The following is a 22,231-nucleotide window of genomic DNA, read 5'->3' as shown; positions in this document are numbered from 1 at the left end:
GTAATTATAGAACTAATGGTTTAGCTCTAAACTCATCTTCTTCGTTGCTAGTAATACCTAATGCTTGATAGATATATTGGTAAGTAGATAGTAATTCTGGTTTACCGTTCACTAATGCTACATCGTGCTCAAAGTGTGCTGAAGGCTTACCATCGCGTGTAACTATAGTCCATCCATCATTAAGTTGTTTGATATTACGAGTACCTAAGTTAATCATAGGTTCGATAGCGACTACCATACCTTCTACAAAGCGTTTACCATTACCTGGTTTACCGTAGTTAGGCATTTCTGGATCTTCGTGCATCTTACGTCCTAATCCGTGACCTACTAGCTCTCGTACTACAGTATATCCTTCTTTCTCACAGTAACGTTGGATAGCACTACCTACGTCTTCTACTCTATTTCCTAATCTGAACTCTCTAATACCTACGTAAAGAGATTCTTTTGTAATCTGTAATAACTTCTTAGTAGCTGGATCTACATCACCAATCTCGAATGTGTAAGCGTGGTCACCATAAAATCCATTCATCACTGTACCACAATCCACAGATACGATATCTCCTTCTTCTAAAGGACGATCTGTAGGTAATCCGTGTACAATCTGATCATTCACACTTGTCAACAATGTAGAAGGACAACCGTAAAGGCCTTTAAATCCTGGTACTGCTCCGTGATCTCTAATAAATTCTTCAGCTTTTGCATCAAGCTCTAAAGTTGTTACTCCTGGTTTTAGCTCTGTAGCTATCATTCCTAATGTTTTAGAAACAAGCAATGCGCTCTGTCTCATCAACTCGATTTCTTCAAGAGTTTTTGGAATTATCATACCTTAAAATTTTATATCCTACAAAATTACACTATTACAACCAATGAAAAAATGATTATACAGACTTTTTGTTTGCCTTATATATACTAATGCTGTACTTTTAAAGAAATAAATTGTCTTACCCAAGAAATACACACAACAAATGAATTATACTACAGCACAAGAAGCTGCTAAGCTTATCAAGTCTGGCGACCGTATCTATCTACATGCAGTAGCATGTACTCCTAATCATTTAATAGATGCAATAGTTGCAAGAGCATCAGAACTAAGAAATGTAGAGTTCTGTCACATCCATACTTTAGGTAATGCACCTTATGCTGATCCGAAGTATAAAGAGAGCTTTTTTGTAAACTCATTTTTTGTGGGAGGTAATGTTAGACATACCATTCGAGAAGGCAATGGTACTTATACTCCAGTATTTCTAAGTGAACTTCCATCGCTTTTTGATAATGGATTAGTGCCTCTAGATGTTGCTCTAATTCAAGTTTCTACACCTGACGAAAACGGATACTGTTCATTAGGGCCTTCTGTAGTAGCTGCAGCAGCAGCTATACGCTCTGCTAAATTAGTTATTGCACAGGTAAATAACTATATGCCTAAAACCTTTGGAGATGCTGTATTACACATATCTCAGATAGATGTACTGGTAGAACACCACACTCCTCTATTGACAGAATACAGTGCTGAGTTCGGAGAAGTAGAAGATAAGATAGGTGGATATATAGCCGAAATGATAGAGGATGGTAGTACTTTACAGATGGGGATAGGCTCTATACCAGAAGCAGTATTACAACGCCTAAAGAATCACAAACATTTAGGATTGCACACAGAGATGTTTGCAGACGGAGTTATTGACTTGATAGAGGCAGGTGCGCTAGACTGTTCGCAACAAACTATATCTAATGGGAAAGCTATTTCTACGTTCCTTATAGGTACTGAGAAATTGTATAAATATGTAGATAACAATCCTTTCTTTGAACTAAGAGAGTGTTCATATACAAATGATCCTTTTATCATTCAACAAAACCCAAAGATGATAGCCATCAACTCTGCTGTTGAGATTGATGTTACAGGTCAGATATGTGCTGACTCTATAGGGGCTAATATTTACTCTGGTGTGGGAGGACAAGTAGACTTTATGCGTGGTGCTACTAGAAGCCAAGGTGGAAAAGCTATTATAGCCATGTCTGCTACAACTAAAAAGGGAGGCAATAAGATTGTTCCATTCTTAAAAAAAGGTGCTGGTGTAGTAACTTCTCGTGCTCATGCTCAATACATCGTTACAGAATATGGTGTAGCTGATCTTAGAGGAAAGTCAATTGTAGATCGCGTACATGCTCTAGCTAATATTGCTCATCCAGATTTTAGAGAGGATATCTTAAGAGAGTACTTCGATAACACGCGTAATAAATAGGCTACTAGTGTTATAAGAACTTCTTAACCTACATTAAGGGAGTTAGGACATTACGTGTCATATCTTTGTACTACAAAACATTAGAGACATGAAAACAAGAATTATATACACAGCCGACAGTAGAGGATATGCTAATCACGGATGGTTAAAATCACATCATACTTTTAGCTTCGCTAACTACAGAAATAACGATAGAATACACTTCGGTGTACTACGTGTACTTAATGATGACAATGTAGCCGCAGGTATGGGATTTGGTACTCATCCACATGATAATATGGAGATTATCTCTATCCCATTATCAGGAAGCTTATCTCATAAAGATAGTATGGGAAATGGAACTATCATTAACGAAGGCGAAATTCAGGTAATGAGTGCTGGTACAGGTGTTCAACACAGTGAATTTAATCCAAATGAGAACGAGGAAAGTAAATTCTTACAGATATGGATATTCCCTGACAAGTTGAACGTAAAACCTCGTTATGATCAGTTAAAACTAAACAAAGAAGATAGAATCAATCAATGGGATCAAATCTTATCTCCTAATCCAGATGATAAAGGAGTATGGATTCATCAGAATGCTTGGTTTCACATGACTGACTTAGAGCAAGGTAAAGAACTTACTTATGAGCTAAAAGACAAATCTAACGGAGTATTCTTATTCGTACTAGAAGGAGATATCACTGTAGGAGAAGACATCTTACACAGAAGAGATGCTGTAGGGATAGATGGAGAAGAGAGCTTTACAATTAAAGCTAATGAGAATAGCCAAGTTTTAGTAATGGAAATACCTATGGAATTACCAAGTTACTTACAATAAAAATATTATATAATACAACTTACAAAGGTGGACAATACAATTGTTCACCTTTTTTTATATCACTATTCAAACATTCAAAAATATAACTAACTAAAAACAAGTACCTTTAATAGAAAATTCAAACTATGAAAAAAGTACTAACCGTATTAACTTTGTTATTTATAACTGTAAATACTTACTCTCAAGAACACAGTACTAAAAACAATACAGAAGACACTACCTGTAAATGCAAAAAGACCTCGAACACTCCTGTGACAGTAGCGGCACATTATCCTGAAGGTAAAGCCGCATTCAATGAAGCATTCTTAAATGAATTCAAAATACCTAACTTACCAGAAGGTACTAAAGAGCTAACATTTACTGTGCAGTTCAATGTTGAAACAGATGGTTCACTTACCAACTTTACACTTACTAATTGTATGAATGATATAGCTGGAAAACAAGCAATCACAATACTCCAGAAGATGAAATGGACACCAGCTATGCAAGGAGAAAAAGTGATTAAATCATTACATAGATTGCCATTTACCATAAATGTTCCCAAATAAAAAAAGCTCGCTATCACTAGCGAGCTTTTTGTATATCTAAAATCAGATTAGCTATTCTTTAAGTTTCTTACCTCTTCATCAGTTAAGAATCTCCATTTACCTCTAGGTAAGTTCCATTTCGTTAATTGACCATACATTACACGGTCAAGTTTAATAACATTGTACCCAAGAGATTCGAAGATAGCTCTAACTAATTTCACGTTAGATGCTTTTAATTTAATTCCTATTTCTGTTTTAGGTTGGTCATCCACATAAGATACCTCTTCTACAAAAACACGGCGTTCATCGATATAAACACCTTTCTGAACCTTCTCTAAATCTTCATATTTCAAATTCTTATCTAAAGACACATGGTACAACTTAGAAGAACGAGAGTCTGTTGAATTTAACTTCTGTAATAAGTTAGTATCATTTGTAAACAACATTAATCCAATAGTTGTTTTATCCATACGTCCGATAGGAGCTAGAGGATACTTAGATGCTCCTTTAAGTAAGCTCAATACATTCTCAGAAGACACTATAGGCTCATTGATAGTTGCAAACCCTTTTGGTTTGTTCAACAAAACATAAGTAAGTTTTTCAGGAGTTAAAACAGTCCCGTCAAAGTTTACCACATCAGTCTTCTTCACTCTATATCCTAACTCAGTAACCACTACTCCATTCACAGTTACATTACCAGACACTATATAGATATCTGCCTCACGACGAGAACAAACACCAGAGTTACCAATATATTTATTTAAGCGTATTTCATCAGTTTCTTTCGGAGTATTCTTCACTCTTGGTTTACTATCATACTTCTTAGCAGTATTAGCACCAAAAGGCTTTTTACCCTCTTTAGATTCGAAAGGTTTTTTATTATTATCACTTCCACTATACGCCTTTTTAGCTCCATCTTTAGAACCAAAAGACTTCTTATTACTGTCATTTCCACTATACGACTTCTTAGCTCCATCTCTAGAACCAAAAGACTTCTTACCCGCTGCCCCCTTACTTCCTGAGCGGTTCGATTTATTATTTCCTGAACTCGACTTACCGTTATTCATATCAAAAGATTTTTGCAAAGATAGTTTTATTCTATGCATTAATTTATATAACTATAAAAGTTTACACAACTTTTAGGACTTACAACTTTTCTTCTATTAGTATCTTACCATTTATTAGCACCTCTGGATCTATCAAAACAATAGAAAAAACACCTAATAATATCAATATTTTTAGGCTAAGATGTAAACTGTGATACTGCGTTACAGTCTTAGATGTCCACAATCGATACAAGAACAATACTAAAACCAACACACTCAAATAAAAATAATACACCATATACCCAATATTCTTATTCTCTAAAAGTAATAAGATAGGTATCAGAGTCAACAATGTTACTAAAGTGATTAATTGCTTAGCTCTTACTTCTCCAAAGCGAACAGGAATAGTCTGATAATCATTAGCAAAGTCTCCTTTAATATTCTCCATATCCTTTATCAACTCTCTAATCAAGATGATCAAATACAAGAACGCTGCATGCAAAAAGATAGATGGATAATAGAATCTAAAGTACATCAGAATACTAAAGAAAGGTAAAATAGCTAATAATGAAGCTGTAAGATTACCAATGATAGGATACTTCTTTAACTTATGAGAATAAAACCACAACAAAAAGATATAGGCAGAAAAGAATAATGAAGCATGCCAAGACACTGGGAATACAATCCCTACAGCCAAAAAGTTAAGTGCAAAATACACACGTAGCTTCGTCGTCTGACTTACTAAACGATCTAACATAGACTTAATAGGTCTATTAATTAAATCCTTCTCTGCATCATAAAAGTTATTGATAATATATCCTCCTGCTATCGCTAATGAGGACCCAAAGATGATTAGAAACAACTTCCAATCTAAAACAACATCTAACGCTCTAATATCTGGAGCGAAGATAAATATAGACGCTAAGTATTGCGCCAATACTATAATAAAAATGTTATAACCTCTCACTACTGAGAACAAGCTAAATATCTTCGCTAAGAGCAACTTATTTTTCCTAGACAGCATTTCCCTTGTTTCAATTTTGTTTCGCAAGAGCGAAAGGTTATAACATTTATTTTTTCATATATTGATTAGAACTGATATACCACTTCTAATTTATAATCTTTTAAAGACTCTTTAGCTTTATCTATATCAGGTGTAAACCCTAAGATATATCCTCCACCACCTGAACCACATAATTTTAAATAGTAGTCATTAGTCTCAATTCCTTTTTGCCATACACTGTGGAATTGCTCAGGAATCATAGGTTTAAAGTGATTTAATACTACATTAGACAACAACTTCGTATTGCTAAATAAAGACTTCACATCACCTTTAAGGAAGTTCTCCACACATGCATCAGTATATTTTACGAACTGATCTTTTAGCATCTGACGGAATCCTTGATCTTTCAGATTCTCCATAAAGATAGTAATCATAGGTGCTGTCTCTCCAACTATTCCAGAGTCAATCAAGAATACTGCACCTTTTCCATCAACACTTTGAGATGGAATACCCGCAGGCTCGATATTATCCTTTGAATTAATTAAGATAGGCAGGCTTAAATAACTATTTAATGGATCTAAACCAGAACTAGTACCATGGAAGAAAGCTTCCATCTTACCGAATATACCTTTTAATACAAGTAATTTGTCTTTAGTAAGGTTCTCTAATACTGTGATTTTATCATAAGCATATTGATCATAGATAGCAGCTACTAACGCTCCACTACTTCCCACACCATATCCTTGAGGAATACTTGAATCAAAGTATAATCCCTCTTCTATCTCAGTATTTAAACGTTCTAGATCAAACTTAACCAAAGTAGGCTCTTGCTCTTGCATATCATGTAGATAAGCAGCGAAGTTCTTTAAACTTTGATTAGACTTTAAAGCCACCCCTTCTAAGTTCTCAGACATCTTTAATGCTCCCTTATAAAAATTATAAGGTATAGATAATCCTTTAGAGTCCTTAATAATTCCATATTCTCCAAAAAGAAGAATCTTTGAATAAAATAATGGTCCTTTCATAGCTGTTATTATAAATTCACGATGCAAAAATACACATTATATCTGCACACCCTCTTTTTTACCTTTAATTTTTTATAAATATCTGTTTTTAAAGCCATAAACACAATGTCTACATCCATTTTGACAGCATTGTCCTTTCATCATATGATACAGTTCTGTAAAGACGAAATACTCATTCTCCATATAATAATGAACCCCCTCTTGCATCTCACTTCTACGCTTAGGGAACTCTTTCCCTTTACACGATTCTACCATCTGGTCAAACTTAGTCAAACAGTCATTACACAGACACTTATGAAACGAACCTGCTAAAAAAACACGTGTTTCATTTGATATATCCACTTTAGTACAGTCACATGCCTGAATATCATCTGTATTACATACTATAGGTGTCTTACAGTGTGTACACACTCTATCTTTACTCATAATCCTATATTAATTCATAGTAGCGAAGTTATAGAACTTCATTTTACCATTACCTTCTATCTCTACATTGTGCTCTATTCGCTGTCCATTAGGGCGTTCCATTGTTACTTTAATCGTATTCTTACCTAACTGTAGAGGTACACGAGTATAGTTAACCTGGGCTGGAAGTGTCTGCCAGTTACGAGTATCTGCTTTCTCCGAAAACATATTAAACAACTGTACACCTAAACCAATCCCTTCTAATAAAGCATCAGGATTACCATTACTCCCATTCGATTTAGCAGCAGCCTTCACAGCGTATTCCGCAGCTTTCTTAACTGCTACACGCGTTAAGATCTGACCTAACTCTTTACCCGCTCTTTCCTTTAAAGTCAAAACAGCTAAAGCATCAATATCCTCAGCTTTCTCAAACGAGCTTTTAGTAGACTCATTAGTCACAACAGTCGCACTATTATAAGGCAACGGCTGTACAATATACTTAGGATAAGCAATATTCACACTGTGAATATCATTTAAGTTAGTCTTACCAGCAATACCAAAGTCAAGAGGAATCACAAATCCTAAAGCATTAGTAAACACTAAACTTCCTGACTCTCCTTTAGCTAAGGTAAAGAATAAGTTTTCTTGCTCTTTAATTGGCGCTCTACCATTCTCCCAAAAAATAACTACCTCTCCTCCTGGCGATTCAGGCAGATTCTTTAGTTTTAAGTTAAAGTCGCGTTCATACTTAGCTAAGTCACCATTAAAACCATTTCTAGCAGCCATACGCATCACGTCATACTTTAGATGAGTAGGCATAGCCACACCGTAGTACGTACCATCTTTAGAAGACTGATAAGTCTCTACAGCATTTCTATAAGCGATAAAAGCATCGTTATAATTATTGTTGTACTCATAGATTAAACCTTGCAAGTTCAGAGAGAAAGCATCTTTAGAGTAGCGCGTAGCTTTCTCCTTATACTTATCACCTTGAGCATAGTTTTGCAGAGAGATACGTCTAGCTTCTACTATTGCCTCATTAGCCTGTCCTAAATACATATAATTTAGAGCTTTATAATAATGAAGCATAAAAATCTCAAACTCCTCTCCTTTATAATTTTGAGACATAGAGTTTAAGAACAGACCTACAGCCAAATCACCAGTGGTATTTAGTCCATCCTCTACTAATAAATCTGCTTGGTTAAAATATCTATTACTTACTTCGTATTCACCTTTTAGGTGTGCTACCCTCCCCTTTTCCATATAAAAAAGAAGCAGGTTTCTAGGCTTCTGTAACAAAGAGTTTTTGTCCAAAGCCTTATCAGCAAGATCAAACTCAGAAGCTCCTAATTTCTGATAATAATCTGTTATCCTATCGTGATAGGTAGCACATCCAAACACGAAAAACATCACCGCCATAAGCAATGATGTTTTTATAACAGAATATATGGTTCTACTTAAAACCATCTATTTTCCTTTAAATTAGTTTTTTACGTACTTAGCGATTTTCTTCTCACCAATCCACACAACTTCGTTTGTTTGAATATTAGTCAACTCTAAGTTAACTTGGTAATAAACCACTTTTTTCTTTTTGTGAGCATCTACGATAGAGTTGATAGAACCTTGTAACATGAAGTCAGCTCCTTGTTCTAAACCAAATTTCTTCATAGAAGATGCAGAAGCGTTCGTTTGTTGATCAGCACGCTCACCACGTAATTCATCACGTTTTTTTCCACCTTGCACTAAACGTACTTTTTGAGACTGGATAAAAGCCTGCTCTACATCTTTAGTGAATGTTTCAGCTTCGATGTGCTCATGACTCTTATTATATACCATACCTACGATAACTACAGGTTTTTTACCCTCGTTCTCTTCTTTAAAGTTATAGATCCATGGCTCTTCTAATATTTGTCTTGTCATAGCCTGAGCTACCTCTCTAGAGTCAGAGTTATTCCATCTACCGCTGATATCGATAGTATCTTCAGTACTTACTCTAGTTACTTGGCGTCCACATGAAGTGATTGCTAATCCAGACACAGCTAAAACTGCAGCTAATGCTATACGTTTAATTTGCATAATCCCTATTTTTTATTTTTCATATTGTTTTTTAAATCCTAGATTGAGAACCACCAGTTCCCAGTCTTAAACCCGATACTAGGTCTCCAATTATTCCAATTACTCCATCCAGAATTATATCTGTTGTAGTAATTACCATAGTAGCCATTATCATAGCTAGAATAACTTCTACCATATTTAGCTCGAGCCATACGCTCTTCGTGTTTCCACTGTCTCTTTTGAGCTTTGCGCTCTAATTTAGCTTCATACCAATCGTATGCTTTATAAGTATCTTGTACAGTTGTACTCATTGTACTAGTCAACGAATCTTTAACAGCCATATACTTAACCATACTAACTCTATAGTTAGGGTTTTGATCTGGAGCTAATTCCTGTGCATAAGTAGCTTGATTAAAAAACAAACTTACTATTGCTAAACCAAAAATTGTCATTAACTGTTTCATATCTTCAAATTTTAAGTTCATAGTATGCAATTAGCATACCGTAGTATAAAATTACAAAAATTATTTGATTAATAATGATCCCATTCCTATTTGATCGTCTATAAATTGTCCATTTTGACAGAATTCAGCAAGCTCTTGTCTAATAAATGTACTAACGAAGTCTTTATCACTAGTTGGGTAAAGAACGTGGACATTTGCCCCAGCATCTAATGTAAAACACACTGGTATTGATGTCTTTTCTCTGAATGCCCAGATTTTCTCAATGATCTGAAGTGTATTAGGCTTCATCAAGATAAAGTAAGGCATCGAAGTCATCATCATCGCGTGTAAAGTTAGAGCTTCGCTCTCTACTAACGCAACAAACTCTTCTAAATTACCTTCTATCAATATTTTTTTCAACTTAGACAAGTTCTCATGAGCTTGACCAAAGCGTTGTTGTGCATAAGGGTGGTTATGCATCAAGTCATGTCCTACAGTACTAGACACTTTCTTCTCGCCTTTATCCACTAAAAGAATAGTATCGCAGTAATGCTTAAACTTATCGTGTACTTCGAATGGGAAACTTACCCCGTATAAATCTGAACTATTAGGTATATCTGCCTGCGCTCCCCATACCACTACACTACCAGCTACACTTCTACACGCACTACCAGACCCTAAACGAGCTAAGAAAGAAGCTTTCTGATTAAAGAACTCTTCTGTCATATCTGTATTCAGTTTCTTCTCCAGTGACATTACATTCACAGCCATAGCAGCCATACCTGAAGCCGAAGAAGCTATCCCTGAACTATGTGGAAAGGTATTCTTAGTATCGATAACGAAATGGTAATTTTCAATGTATGGGCAATACTTCACAATTCTCTCAAAGAACTTTTGAATCTTTGGCTTGAAGTCTTCTTTTGGTTTTCCTTCGAATAATAAATCAAAACTAATTCCCTTCTCTGACTTTACTTTATAAGTCATTGTCGTTTCTGTCTTACAGTTATTTAATGTAAAACTCAACGAAGGGTTAGCAGGTATTTGATTATCTTTCTTTCCCCAATACTTAACTAAAGCAATATTACTAGGTGAACTCCATGAGAAGCTCCCGTCTATAACACTGTTTAAGTTTATCTCTCTATCAAAAATAAAGTCTTCTATATTCATTGCACTGTGATTTCTTTCAGACAAAAATACTATCTTTTATTGACAGCACCTCTATTTGACTAAAAGTTATCTATGGCACCTCTTAACAATTATACGAATGCAGTTAATAAACAGTCTATTCGAAGAGATATTATCTCATAAACAAGATAACGCCAATCACTAACCAGTGGTAAATCACAATAGCCCAAAACAACTGTGAAGAAGGAGTAGCGAAATCTTTAATCGCTATCATCACACGCTTCTTAATCTCATCGCGTACATTAAATTTCTCATCTCCGAATGGGATGTCGTCTAACTTTAACTTAGAGAATCCATAGGCTAATAAATATTTCACCCATCTATTAGAGCTTTCTTCTTTAATATTACTTACAGTCTGAAGCTTCAGTACAGAATAGTCAAGTCCTCTCTGTATCATACTTCTCTTCTCCTCTTCACTAATATTACCTAGTGTTTTATCCATCGCCTTATCCATCATTGGCTCAAGGTAAGTCTCTGCCTTATCCTCTATCACACGACTAGCTACCTTGCGCATTGCGTACTGACTAGCAAACGAGAAAACAAAATATATACTAATCACTGTCAACAATAACAAGATCGACAAATAAGGATAATCCTTAATAAATGTGCTGAACGAACTCTCATAAGCCTTCCCTTGCTCATCTACTAACAATCCATTAGACAGTAACACTATCCCCGTGATTAAACTAATAATAGCACTAGACACTCCTACTACAGCTAACTTCAGAAAGCTAAAAACTCCCACTCCCGAAAGCTTAACACCATACTTTATATTATCTCTCATAATAACAATTTCATTTTCTTTAAAACAGATATAAATATAATGTTTTTTGTTAATTAATATAAAGATTAATACTAATCCAAATCAAACACATTAAATTATACTATCCAACAACACTATTATGAGCGTAAATACTCTACACCCCGCAAACAACACTAGTACGGGCGATTACTTTACGCCCCATAAACCATTGCACAAATACATTGTAGGGTGAATAGCACTTCACCCCCTACTGATGACAGCACACCAGTACTCTCACAGAATGCCGAAGGCTCATTATTCATTCCTCATTGTCCATTTATCCTACTTCATGATATAGACTAGTGCTATTAAGTGTTTCGTCTGCATTCTTCCACATAGTCCATAGATGTATATTGTCTGTTGTCCAGTTATCAGGTATAGAAGCACGCCCAACTTTATCTACACGTTGTCCAATATTCTCACAGATATGTAGTTCGTCCATCTCACTGTGAAATAAGACTACACATAATAAATCTGTATCTAATGTAATACCATTAAAGCTATTGTCTTTCCATTTAAACTCTATTTGTCTATCATTTAGTATATTGATTTCGCTTATATGTGCCACAGGAAGTACCCCTACAGACATAGTCACTAAGTTGAGCAAGAGATAAGATTGGTTATCCTCTATACCTACACCGTGCTTGAGGAGATAGGATGACTGCTGCTCTGTACCATTAATCATTGACTTTTTGCCCATTGTTTTTGGGGTGTATTTATTGATAAATGATCTTCCTTTGGCTAAGAATCCTGAAACTAATGTCATCTTTGCCTGTTGGAGTAATTGTTTCTCTGTAGCCGATTTATTGCTTCGCTCTGCTTTACTCCTCCAAAAAAATCTATTTCTCCACTGAACACCTACTACAGGGCCTACCTTACCAGATACTCCTCCCAATATTCCTCTTTTTGCTTCTGCCATGATTTTTTTATTGACAAGGTAATATATCTGTTTTTCATTTATCAGGTAGTCCATTTTTTGGACTCTTAATCAGGCTAGTAAATACGTTTTTGGAAGGAATATTGATTCGGATCTGTTCAGAATTTATTTTGTTTTATTTATTTATCACCAGGTTTGCTCCAGGTTTTTCATTCTGATAGGTAGAGGTATTCTAGGAGTATACGAGGACATTCCTTCGACAAAAACATCCTACAGCCATGAATCTCCTACGAAACTCCAAGGAATGTCCAAGGAAACAATATAGACATCGCCTCATTCTCTACTATAGGGGTCATCCAATCAAAAATCACCTCATCATATCCTCTCTTAAGCATCAATCTACTATAAACAAAAAGAGGAAACTTTCTTTTAAAGCTTCCTCTTCTATTTGTTATTTCTCTAATGCTACATCTTGAGCCTTTTGATAACTCTCGATTAGTGCTAAGTAATTAGGCATTACTGTTGACATACCTTTAGCATATACAGCTGCGTCCTTATGTCTCCACGTTTTAAGGATTTCGCTTAATACTGCTGTAGTCGTAATTGGGATTACTCCTGCCATCATCAGTCTATTCATCGTCACTTGTGTTGACATAGGACTCATATCTCCAGAAGCATCTATCACAGCAAATACTTCGAATCCTTCTGCCGCTGCTGATATAGCTGGAAAAGCAACACATACACTAGTCAATACACCAGCAATCACTAGCTTTTTCTTACCTGTGGCTCTCACAGCATCTGCGAATTCCTTAGTATCCCATGCATTCACTTCTCCGTTACGTCCTACATACTGCGCATGTGGAGCCAACTGATGAATCTCAGGCATTAGCGGTCCATTAGGCCCTTTTGGTTCTGATGCAGTCGTGATTACTGGGATATTTTCTACTGCAGCTATCTCTGCCAATACTTTTACATTCTCACGAAGTGTAGCTACTTCGATATCCTTTACTGTTTGAAACAATCCACTTTGATGGTCGATTAATAAGAAGGCTACGTCTTCTGCATTTATACGTGTTAACTTGTTCATAATTACTATTTATTAAAATTTGATATTTCAAAAATAGCTTCAGTATCAACAAAAATCGCTTAATCTAAATTAAGAAGAGTTTTTAGCAAGCATAAACTGTACGATCCTATCAACACTTATATAAGTGCATCACCTCTTCACTATCACTCTACCTTCATAATAGCACAAAAAAAGGAATAGAGTGCTGTTCTCTATTCCTTTTCTTTATTTCTGATATTTCTCTATAGCTCGCTTTATAGCAGGTCTAAACTGTACACTGATATAGTCTTCATCTATAGGAGCACTAAACATAAACATAGGGTTAACTGGAAATCCTTCTGTAGTTCTAAACAAAACAAAGTAACTCTTACCTGCTTTGCCAGCATTCATCCATTCTTCGAATCTATAGTAGTCTGGTACGGATCTTCTCTCTCTGACTACGATAAGTATATCCTTAACCTCATCCCATCTAAGGTGCTTCTCTTTAAGTAAACTCTTATAGGTCACCCCTGATTCGTCTATACTTACTTTGATAAAAAAACTCTTATAGGTAAATACCAAAATCAAGAAGATCATTAACCCTCCTAATGACATCGTCAACCCATTACCTACCTGTATAAAGAAGACAGCCATCCCTAAGAAAGGCAATAAGCAAAACACAAATAAGAGTATCTTACTCGTGATATTATAATAGCTAAATTTCATATTAGTTCCCTTCTATTTTAGTTGTGATAGCTGCGGCAGCTAGATATCCATTCGTCCATGCATTCTGAAAGTTAAAACCTCCTGTGATGGCATCTATATTTAATATTTCTCCTGCGAAGTATAGATTGTTATGTAGCTTGCTCTCCATGGTCTTAAAGTTTACTTCTCTTAGATCGACACCTCCCGCAGTAACGAACTCGTCTTTAAACGTACTCTTACCATTGACTTGATATTCCCCTTGAGTAAGTTCGCCACATAGTATATCTAACTGTTTATTCGTCACATCTGCCCATTTAGTGTCTTCTGAGATACCTGAGATTACTACCATACGTTCCCATAAGCGATTAGGTAGATCTAGCTCTATACGCTTAATGACATTCTTCTTAGCATGGTCTTTACGGATGCGTTGCAACTCTTCTTTTAATGATTCGAAGCTGTGCTGAGGCATCCAGTTAACCGTGATGTGAAACTGATATTTCTTCTCTGCTAAGATACGTGCTCCCCATGCTGATAGACGCAATATACCTGGCCCACTCATCCCCCAATGGGTGATTAATAATGGTCCTGATGCTTCTAGCTTAGTTCCCTTTACACTTACCTCAGCAGGTGTAGCTACTCCCATCAAATCTTTGATGCGTTTATCGCTAATATTAAAGGTAAATAGGGATGGTACAGGCTCGATAATCTTATGTCCTAACTCTGATACAATGTTCCACATCTTAGGATTGCTACCTGTAGTCATGATTAGGTAGGTCGCTTCATAATTACCAGTCGTAGTATCTAGTTTCCAACTATTCTCTTTCTTAAAGATTCCTTGTACACTACTACTCGTAATAACATCTATCTTCAACTCGCGAACTGCCTTCATAAAGCAGTCTATAATAGTCTGAGATGAGTCTGTGTCTGGAAACATTCTTCCGTCTTCTTCTATCTTCAGTGTTACTCCGTGACGATCAAACCACTCTATGGTGTCGCCTGAACAGAACTGATGGAAAGGCCCTAACAACTCTTTGGCACCACGAGGATAAAACTGTGTCAACTCCTTAGGATCAAAACAAGCATGGGTAACATTACATCTACCTCCTCCTGATATTCTCACTTTAGAGAGTACCTCTTTACCGCGCTCTATAATTGCTATTTTAAGTCCTTTATTTTGTTCTGCCAGATTGATAGCTGTAAAAAAACCAGCTGCTCCACCTCCGACTAATATGACGTCATAATTCATCTAATATTCTATTTTAACGTTTAAGACTCCTCCTTACAGTTTTTTTATTGGCTGTAAAAAATTATCTTTACAGCAACAAAGATACTTACTTACGATCGCATCACTATCATTGTTAAATTAAGAATATGAAAAAATTACCTTTCTTAGCTTTAATCGTTTTATTCTCCATGTGTAAATCTGCATCACATGTAGCCACCACACCGCCTAAAGAATTAACCGTTGATGAGCGTATCGAAAAAATTAAAGAGGAAGAAAGACTTCCTGAAGAAAAAGATGTCCTTGACTTACCTGACTATGCACAAGTAAGAGATGACTTTAGATCTGTAACAGACAAGACTAAAGACAACTACCTAAAAAATATTAAGGCTACTGCTGATAACTACTCAGTAGTGATACTAACTAAAGGGTATAAAGGAGAGAATATCTCTGTAAAAGGGGATAGTAAATCGTACTACTACGGAATGACTATGAGTGACCTAAGATCAGGTATAGCAAAGTCTATTCGTGTAGAGAACACACAGAACATAGTATTAAAAGACAGCTACACGGGTGGCTCACTTACAATAGAGAGTGATCACGCAAAGATGTTTAAATTTATCTATGTGATGAAGAATAACGGCAATAAACAAACTCCGTTTAAAGTTACGTTTAGCAATACCTTACGACCTATACGATAGTCTACCGATATGGAAAGAAGAGACCTCGTACTTAGAATGATACAACAAACGGCTCAATTACTAAGAGCCGTTTTTAATTCATTACCTATCGATGACTTTGAGACGGAACAGCAAGTACAAGACTTCACCTCATCTCTTAAAGATAATCTACTCTTAGATATAGACTCTCTTATACAAACTACTGATGAAGAAGCTTTAGCCTACCTACTTCGTATAGATGGGATGGACTTAGAGAACCTAGAATCATTAGCAGATATCTTAAAACTAATGGCACTAAAATGTAAGGGTGACCTAAACGAAAAAAGTGCTCTCCTAAACAGAAAAGCACTTCTATTATATAAGCATATAGCTGATACTTCTAAAACGTATGATTGGGGTAGAGAGAATAAGATCATGAGCTTACAGAAGCTATTGTCTTAGGTTTTCTCATTGATTAAATTTTAGAAATCTTATAACTTATACAGTTATCATATTTCTGATTTAATCTATCTACTAAATTTTTATAAACTCCTTCAATTAAGTTCTGACGCACTACAAAGTGCTCTTCCTCTATTTGTTTTTTTATCTCCCCTAAAGATATAGTCAAATCAAACTCTTTCTTTAAATCAAAGATAAACTTAGTCAATTCAGCAGGTTTCTTTGTAACAATAATATCAAAATAATTAAACTCTTCCTCTTCTTCTAAGGTAGGGTCATTTTCTATCCACTCAAAAAAAGAAATACCCAAAGACTCAAAAGGTAATGAGCCCAATGCCCCTAAACCTAGATAGTAAACAATGAATTCTTTATCTCCTCTTTTCAAAAAGATACCAGTACCTCCACTATCATTCCCTATCATATAATAATCTGGCACATAATCATTCACCTCATATGTACTATTTCTTTCAATAGCCTCATCAAACCCAAAAAGAGCTATCCCATTATTATAAAGTAAACATTCATAAGTATTCCAAAACTTCAAAACCTCATCTTCTATACCTTTTCCAAATACTTTTTCAACTTCTTCCTTGGTTATATCACGAGTTACAGATGTAATAATACAATGTTCCATACTACTTTTTAGTATTGCGTTTTTCTTTAATACTGATGCCTAACGCAAATAGTAACACTACTACTGCTGAGATAAGTAAAAATAAACCTATTCCAAAGTTTTGCATTGCTACTAAGCTCGTTCCTATAGATATCATTAATAGACCTACTATTAATAATCCTTTACTTCTCTTCATTTTTTCTTGTTTTACTTAGTACCTAATTATTTCTATATCTCCCAAAACTTCACCACTCGTTTCTAAATGGAAGTCTACGTTATCTTTTGATTTACCTACTTTTACCTTCACATCACTCAACCCAATAAAACTTGCAACTATAGTTAATCGTTTAGTATTATATTTTTCTGGAACAACTAATTCATATTCTCCTGCTAGATTACTCTGAGTACCTATATCAGTCCCTTTTATCATAATAGTTACACCTGGCAATTCTAATCCACCTTCATAAGTCTTTCCTTTAATCACCCTTGTATTCTCGTTCTTAGTTGTACTCTGCACTAACGTTGCTAAAGGAGTACTCGTCTTAGTATCTTGACATACAGATTCTACTTTAGGTTTCTCTTGAGCTACAGCTGTACTTATCGTTGTTAGTGCTAATAAGTTTACCATTGTAGCCACCATACCATTTAGCCCAAAAGACTTTCTGATCTTCTCCTCTTCTAAGTTTAGTCCTATATACTGACGTGGAATACGCCCACATATCTTTCCCTCTTTCTTTATGTGATTAATGATCTCTTGCTTACTTGCTTTAGAGAAGTCAACGACTACTTTATCACATACAGCACAGTGTCTCCCTTTATCCTGAGGGGTCATTAGGTTCCAGTCTTCATGACATGGCTCTGGTATTTCGATTCTGTATTTCATAAAGAGTTGGCTTTAAAAGTTAGATATCAATCACTACTTATTACCAAATATAATTAAGAAAACATATATACAGTACATTATGTCACAAAAACAATTATAATTCAACAAAAAAGCCTCATTGCATTGCAATGAGGCTTCTACTATAATATTATAAATCTTACAAGTTTATCTTTTCTTTATCCCATGAAGCTACTACTACACCAGGAGAATAATGTTGACTAATCACATTATCTTCTGTCAAGTGTAACTCTCCTATACGATAGTCAAACTCTAAAGTTTCGAATGAGATGGTATGTACTTCCCATTCTTTGTGATGTATCTCATAGCGGTAAAGCTCTTCATCTACATAAACATAAAGACAATAGCGCTCTGTCAACCATTTATCTAAAGACGTCTTGGTCTGAACTACATCACCTATCTCATACTTTGCTCTTAAAAAGAAACTCTTTTTTTCATTTAAAGACATATAAGTATCAGTAGTTCTTTTCATTTCTGACTTTTCATAAGGAAGACCGGATACTGTACGAGATACGAATGCTGATAGGCTTTTTCCTACTTCTATATTCAAGAAGTAAACACCTGGTTTACCTTCCATCTTCACATAGGTCCGTACATTAATCTCATCGAAGTCAGAGATAAAGCTTACTGCAGGCAAACTACGAGGGCGTATATTCTCCATCGTAAATGGTACTATAGATACGTAGTGTTTACCATCTAAATCATCGATCTCTAGATCTTCAGGTACCAATGCTCTTAGTACATCATAAGGAACCTCAAAATGAAGAAAGATAGCTCTATTCCACTCTTGATAGAATAACCATTGTTCTTCTGGTAAAGCCCATGGTCTATGGGACACAGACTTTAATACATCTTCTAGTACACTCATAATTACAATTTTACAGCAATTTACGGATTTTATCAGTTACCACACTCATAATAAACTCTTTATATTAGTTCACTTCAGCAGTCCACTCTAATCCACTGATATCTATTAGACGAAGTACAACACTCTTTCCTGGATGTGGTATTTCTGGATTAAAAGTCATGATAGCTTTCGCACCTAATGGAATAACAAGACTGTGTTTTCCAGGAGCTACCTTAGCCACATAGTGATTATTGATATTGTCCTTCTCCATCTTAGCAAGTGCTTCTCCATCCCATTTATAAAGAATCTCTCCGTCAGTAGTTTCTAATTGTACTCCGATCAAGAATGAGCCATAAACATCGGCTCCTTCTACTCTATATACTTCAAATTCTAATTTATCACCATGCCAAGTTACATCTGCTAATTCAAGTTTAGGTTTCACAGACTTATTGTGTAGTGTACCAAATACACCCCCATGAAAAACTTGATTTGTGTATAATGTCAAAAATAAAATAGCAAATGAACCAATGAATACAATAGGTTTAAGGTTCTTAATATAAAGTTCGCCCGAACCTAGGTAACTAAACCATTTCTTAGTAGTAAATGCTTTCCCCTTTTTAGAGAAATAATAGTCAAGAGAACCATAACCTCCTCCTGTAAGGAACAACATAAAGCCTGATGCAACACCTAATACTCCTATTTGCCATTCGTCTAAACAAGTCGTTCCGATCCATCCTGATCCCAATAAGATTCCCATAGCGAGGAAGAAGACACCTACAGACATCAAACGAGTAAATAGCCCAAGCATGATAAATAACCCAACAATGGCTTCTACAATAGTAAAGATTACCATAGACCACCACAGGGCTTCTGGATGAGTAACTAAATACTCTATAAGTGGTTTAATACCTAAAGCATTTGGTAAAAAGTGATTAAACTTCACTCCAATATACCCAGCTTCTTCTTCTATAAGTTTGTTCTCAAGAATTAATCTACGCCAAAAAGCAGAAAAGTATGTCCACCCTATAACTAACCTAAGTCCTAGAGTAAAGAATCCAGCCGTAGTATACGACTGCTTATTAAATATTTGCATGATTTTAAATTAAAAATATTGTAATCAATTTGTTTTAAATAGTCTACCAAGACAAGTACTCTTTATTATATAAGAGCTTGTCTCTATTCTTTTTAAATTGATTAAGCAATAGCTAATTTAAACTGCTGATACAACACGTATTTAGGAGGATCAGTACCTACTACATTAAGGATATAATCAGGTTGTACTCCAGTCGTATGATGGAATAAAGCTAAGTCTATCTCTGCTGTATGAAACAGAGAATGTGCTAATATTCCTTTTGCTTTTTGTTTTAACTGTTTTGAAGAAACAGTTAAAGATGAAGTCTCTATATCACAACTAGTAGAAGTGTTTATTCCTAATGCTTTATTTGCGTTTAAAGGACTACCTACTTCAATACCTGATACCTCAAAGAAAGCTTTCTTAGCCGAACATCCTACTGTAGTAAATAACAATAGCGCTACCCATAGGTAACATTGTATTTGTACAGCTATTTTCTTTTTTAAGGTTAACACTTGATATATATTTTCATCTTTAAAAGCTCAAAAATAGCCCTTTAAGTTTAATTTTAACAATTCTAATTGACAAAGTATTGTTAAACCCTGATAGTTAAATGTAGGATATAATTCTCTTCATCAATAAAATCAACTGTAAAACGAACAGGAGTACCAGGATACATTTGTTCACTAGGTACGACTTTAGCACACTGATCATAATCAGCTAATCCATAGAACGGTTCATTTAGCTTAATCACAACTCCCTGTGGGTAGAAACAACTTATCTCTCCTTCACATAAAGACATTGCTCTTGACTTAAATTCTATCCACTCTGTCTTAAAACTAGCTTGACTTAATTGAAGAGCTTTGGTAAATTCTACTCTACTAATCTCTGTTAGGAATTCTTTGTCTTCTTGTTCTAATATTGCTTCTGGTAAAAAGAACTCACCATCTTCTACTTGTATATAACTATTGGTCCAAATACCTTTATTACAAGTAATACTGCACAAATAAACTCCTTCTTCAGATACTTCATAATAACTCTTGCAATCTTCTCTTCCTTCTAAGTCTAAATGATCATAACTGTAATATCTATTCATACTTTCTTTTTTCAATTCTTCATTATACGAATTCATTTGACATACAAGACAATGTTTCTAATTTTCTGACTAACTCCCGTTCTGTTTCTACATAATAGGTAATGGATTTCTCTATATTATTTGAATGGATAATGGCAGTTCCTTTAGTAATACTGTGCTTTACTCGACCTAATATAATTTTAAACAATTGTCGTTCATAGGCTACTTCTAAAAACAATTTATCTGTACTTGCGAAATATAGTAGCTCTCCATCTTCATAATTACTATATCCTGCCATTAACTTATTAGTCACTACATACCAATAACCATACTGAATAAACTTAAGTAAGTTCTCATCACCTGGATTCAGAATACCTTGTACTGTATTTTCTATTTCATTTAAATTATGACTGTGACAGATAATCGCATATTTCTTAAACTCCCCTTCATAGTCCCATCCACCAAGTGTTCTATTGTATTCCATATACTCAACTTCATATCCAACCTCTTCATTGCGATACATTACATATAGACCTCTCCCTTCTATTGTATTCTCAACAGTAAATAATAACGTATCTTCTAAGTATCCATTCCCTTTAGGGTTATTAATACCTATAGCCCAATGATTAGATACTCCTAATGCCCAAGACCATTGAGTATACTTCTGTACTTTATCTACAATTGCCTTTTTATTTTTATATAGTTGAGTAAGATATTTACTATCTCCTGTTCTAGTATGATCTTCTTTAATATAGACAAACCAATCATTAGCTAATTCTAAAAACACTAGCTCCCCTTCTTCCGTTAGCATTTCTTCATACAGCACTCTGTCTGTAAGAAGCTTTCCATCTTCATTAAAAAAAGTTTCAGTCACTAAGCGTTTATTCTCAGCAAAACTCAAAAGCGTCACTAAACCTTCTAAAAACTCGAAGCCTTTCTCCTGTAAAAACTTAGTTATATTAATTAGTTCTCTATTGGCCATAACAATTGATTAATCTACAAAACGAAGCTACTAAAAAACAATAGCAATTAAAATATTGACAAATATCTATAAAATAAAAGAGGCTACCAGTTACGGTAGCCTCTCGTTTGTCTTTCTCTCCAATTTGCTCATAAAGTTCCAGACACTCTTTACTTAAAACCTACATTAAGCATTAGTAGAATCTAATAATCATTACTTAAATCAGTACTCAAAACATAGCACTTAT

Annotated in this window: 27 protein-coding genes; 5 read left to right on the top strand and 22 right to left on the bottom strand. The window is 35.0% G+C overall.

What is annotated here, in order from left to right; genetic code table 11:
- Positions 1 to 4 precede the first annotated feature (4 nt).
- Positions 5 to 823 carry a type I methionyl aminopeptidase gene (map, locus tag BMX53_RS06085; protein ID WP_038984860.1) on the bottom strand — a complete coding sequence of 273 codons (819 nt, stop codon included), beginning with the start codon at positions 821 to 823 and terminating at the stop codon, positions 5 to 7.
- Positions 824 to 965: 142 nt separating this feature from the next.
- Between map and BMX53_RS06080 the strand changes: the two genes are divergently transcribed.
- The 3 genes from BMX53_RS06080 to BMX53_RS06070 all read left to right on the top strand — a co-directional run bounded on the left by BMX53_RS06080 (position 966) and on the right by BMX53_RS06070 (position 3,605).
- Entirely contained in the window at positions 966 to 2,237 is a 1,272-nt protein-coding gene (locus tag BMX53_RS06080; RefSeq protein ID WP_074745114.1) for an acetyl-CoA hydrolase/transferase family protein, read from the top strand.
- Between the two features lie 88 nt (positions 2,238 to 2,325).
- Entirely contained in the window at positions 2,326 to 3,057 is a 732-nt protein-coding gene (locus BMX53_RS06075) for a pirin family protein (protein WP_038984858.1), read from the top strand.
- A 125-nt stretch (positions 3,058 to 3,182) separates the two neighbouring features.
- Complete coding sequence (locus BMX53_RS06070; protein WP_074745112.1) at positions 3,183 to 3,605, top strand: energy transducer TonB; 423 nt, start codon at positions 3,183 to 3,185, stop codon at positions 3,603 to 3,605.
- Positions 3,606 to 3,652: 47 nt separating this feature from the next.
- On the opposite strand, the gene BMX53_RS06065 is transcribed toward BMX53_RS06070, so the two are convergent.
- The 13 genes from BMX53_RS06065 to BMX53_RS06005 form a co-directional block, all read right to left on the bottom strand.
- Positions 3,653 to 4,651 (bottom strand): pseudouridine synthase, encoded by a 999-nt coding sequence (locus BMX53_RS06065; RefSeq protein WP_038984856.1) that lies wholly within the window; start codon positions 4,649 to 4,651, stop codon positions 3,653 to 3,655.
- Positions 4,652 to 4,730: 79 nt separating this feature from the next.
- A complete protein-coding gene (locus BMX53_RS06060; protein WP_038984855.1) occupies positions 4,731 to 5,654 on the bottom strand; it encodes a geranylgeranylglycerol-phosphate geranylgeranyltransferase in 924 nt (307 codons plus the stop codon).
- Between the two features lie 65 nt (positions 5,655 to 5,719).
- Positions 5,720 to 6,658, bottom strand: coding sequence for a mevalonate kinase family protein (locus BMX53_RS06055; RefSeq protein ID WP_038984854.1), 939 nt, complete (start codon positions 6,656 to 6,658; stop codon positions 5,720 to 5,722).
- Between the two features lie 72 nt (positions 6,659 to 6,730).
- A complete protein-coding gene (locus BMX53_RS06050) occupies positions 6,731 to 7,084 on the bottom strand; it encodes a C1orf53 family protein (protein ID WP_038984853.1) in 354 nt (117 codons plus the stop codon).
- A 9-nt stretch (positions 7,085 to 7,093) separates the two neighbouring features.
- Complete coding sequence (locus BMX53_RS06045; protein WP_074745110.1) at positions 7,094 to 8,530, bottom strand: COG3014 family protein; 1,437 nt, start codon at positions 8,528 to 8,530, stop codon at positions 7,094 to 7,096.
- Between the two features lie 15 nt (positions 8,531 to 8,545).
- The gene (locus BMX53_RS06040) at positions 8,546 to 9,139 is read right to left on the bottom strand and encodes a penicillin-binding protein activator LpoB (RefSeq protein ID WP_038984851.1); all 594 of its coding nucleotides are present in this window, start codon (positions 9,137 to 9,139) and stop codon (positions 8,546 to 8,548) included.
- 38 nt (positions 9,140 to 9,177) lie between these two features.
- Positions 9,178 to 9,582, bottom strand: coding sequence for a hypothetical protein (locus tag BMX53_RS06035; protein ID WP_038984881.1), 405 nt, complete (start codon positions 9,580 to 9,582; stop codon positions 9,178 to 9,180).
- A gap of 60 nt (positions 9,583 to 9,642) precedes the next feature.
- Positions 9,643 to 10,728, bottom strand: coding sequence for a diphosphomevalonate decarboxylase (locus BMX53_RS06030; RefSeq protein WP_038984850.1), 1,086 nt, complete (start codon positions 10,726 to 10,728; stop codon positions 9,643 to 9,645).
- A gap of 130 nt (positions 10,729 to 10,858) precedes the next feature.
- A complete protein-coding gene (locus tag BMX53_RS06025; protein WP_074745108.1) occupies positions 10,859 to 11,530 on the bottom strand; it encodes a hypothetical protein in 672 nt (223 codons plus the stop codon).
- Positions 11,531 to 11,825: 295 nt separating this feature from the next.
- A complete protein-coding gene (locus BMX53_RS06020) occupies positions 11,826 to 12,467 on the bottom strand; it encodes a DUF6266 family protein (protein WP_074745295.1) in 642 nt (213 codons plus the stop codon).
- A gap of 409 nt (positions 12,468 to 12,876) precedes the next feature.
- Positions 12,877 to 13,512, bottom strand: coding sequence for an isochorismatase family protein (locus BMX53_RS06015; protein ID WP_074745106.1), 636 nt, complete (start codon positions 13,510 to 13,512; stop codon positions 12,877 to 12,879).
- 204 nt (positions 13,513 to 13,716) lie between these two features.
- Positions 13,717 to 14,196 carry a PH domain-containing protein gene (locus BMX53_RS06010; protein WP_038984847.1) on the bottom strand — a complete coding sequence of 160 codons (480 nt, stop codon included), beginning with the start codon at positions 14,194 to 14,196 and terminating at the stop codon, positions 13,717 to 13,719.
- Position 14,197: 1 nt separating this feature from the next.
- Positions 14,198 to 15,421: a BaiN/RdsA family NAD(P)/FAD-dependent oxidoreductase gene (locus BMX53_RS06005; protein WP_074745104.1), complete on the bottom strand. Its 1,224-nt coding sequence runs from the start codon at positions 15,419 to 15,421 to the stop codon at positions 14,198 to 14,200.
- Between the two features lie 125 nt (positions 15,422 to 15,546).
- Between BMX53_RS06005 and BMX53_RS06000 the strand changes: the two genes are divergently transcribed.
- Together BMX53_RS06000 and BMX53_RS05995 are read left to right on the top strand one after the other, a co-directional pair.
- Positions 15,547 to 16,098, top strand: a complete 552-nt coding sequence (locus BMX53_RS06000) for a hypothetical protein (RefSeq protein WP_063176859.1) — start codon at positions 15,547 to 15,549, stop codon at positions 16,096 to 16,098.
- Positions 16,099 to 16,107: 9 nt separating this feature from the next.
- Positions 16,108 to 16,518, top strand: coding sequence for a hypothetical protein (locus BMX53_RS05995; RefSeq protein ID WP_074745102.1), 411 nt, complete (start codon positions 16,108 to 16,110; stop codon positions 16,516 to 16,518).
- A gap of 13 nt (positions 16,519 to 16,531) precedes the next feature.
- On the opposite strand, the gene BMX53_RS05990 is transcribed toward BMX53_RS05995, so the two are convergent.
- From BMX53_RS05990 to BMX53_RS05960, 8 genes are all read right to left on the bottom strand, one after another.
- Positions 16,532 to 17,149 (bottom strand): hypothetical protein, encoded by a 618-nt coding sequence (locus BMX53_RS05990; protein ID WP_074745100.1) that lies wholly within the window; start codon positions 17,147 to 17,149, stop codon positions 16,532 to 16,534.
- A gap of 1 nt (position 17,150) precedes the next feature.
- On the bottom strand, positions 17,151 to 17,324 hold the full coding sequence (locus BMX53_RS19075; protein WP_167357240.1) for a hypothetical protein: 174 nt from the start codon (positions 17,322 to 17,324) through the stop codon (positions 17,151 to 17,153).
- A 15-nt stretch (positions 17,325 to 17,339) separates the two neighbouring features.
- Entirely contained in the window at positions 17,340 to 18,011 is a 672-nt protein-coding gene (locus BMX53_RS05985; protein WP_074745098.1) for a carboxypeptidase-like regulatory domain-containing protein, read from the bottom strand.
- 157 nt (positions 18,012 to 18,168) lie between these two features.
- Positions 18,169 to 18,897, bottom strand: a complete 729-nt coding sequence (locus BMX53_RS05980) for a YqjF family protein (RefSeq protein WP_074745096.1) — start codon at positions 18,895 to 18,897, stop codon at positions 18,169 to 18,171.
- Between the two features lie 64 nt (positions 18,898 to 18,961).
- Positions 18,962 to 19,969, bottom strand: coding sequence for a TQO small subunit DoxD (locus BMX53_RS05975; protein WP_074745094.1), 1,008 nt, complete (start codon positions 19,967 to 19,969; stop codon positions 18,962 to 18,964).
- Between the two features lie 101 nt (positions 19,970 to 20,070).
- Complete coding sequence (locus BMX53_RS05970) at positions 20,071 to 20,463, bottom strand: hypothetical protein (RefSeq protein ID WP_074745092.1); 393 nt, start codon at positions 20,461 to 20,463, stop codon at positions 20,071 to 20,073.
- Between the two features lie 80 nt (positions 20,464 to 20,543).
- Entirely contained in the window at positions 20,544 to 21,044 is a 501-nt protein-coding gene (locus BMX53_RS05965; RefSeq protein ID WP_074745293.1) for a hypothetical protein, read from the bottom strand.
- Positions 21,045 to 21,066: 22 nt separating this feature from the next.
- On the bottom strand, positions 21,067 to 22,005 hold the full coding sequence (locus tag BMX53_RS05960) for a hypothetical protein (protein ID WP_074745090.1): 939 nt from the start codon (positions 22,003 to 22,005) through the stop codon (positions 21,067 to 21,069).
- Positions 22,006 to 22,231: the final 226 nt, after the last annotated feature.

It is taken from the genome of Myroides marinus, from assembly GCF_900109075.1.
GTDB classification, from domain to species: domain Bacteria; phylum Bacteroidota; class Bacteroidia; order Flavobacteriales; family Flavobacteriaceae; genus Flavobacterium; species Flavobacterium marinum_A.
Note: the sequence above shows the minus strand (reverse complement) of the source record. Positions and strands in the feature narration are given on the sequence as shown.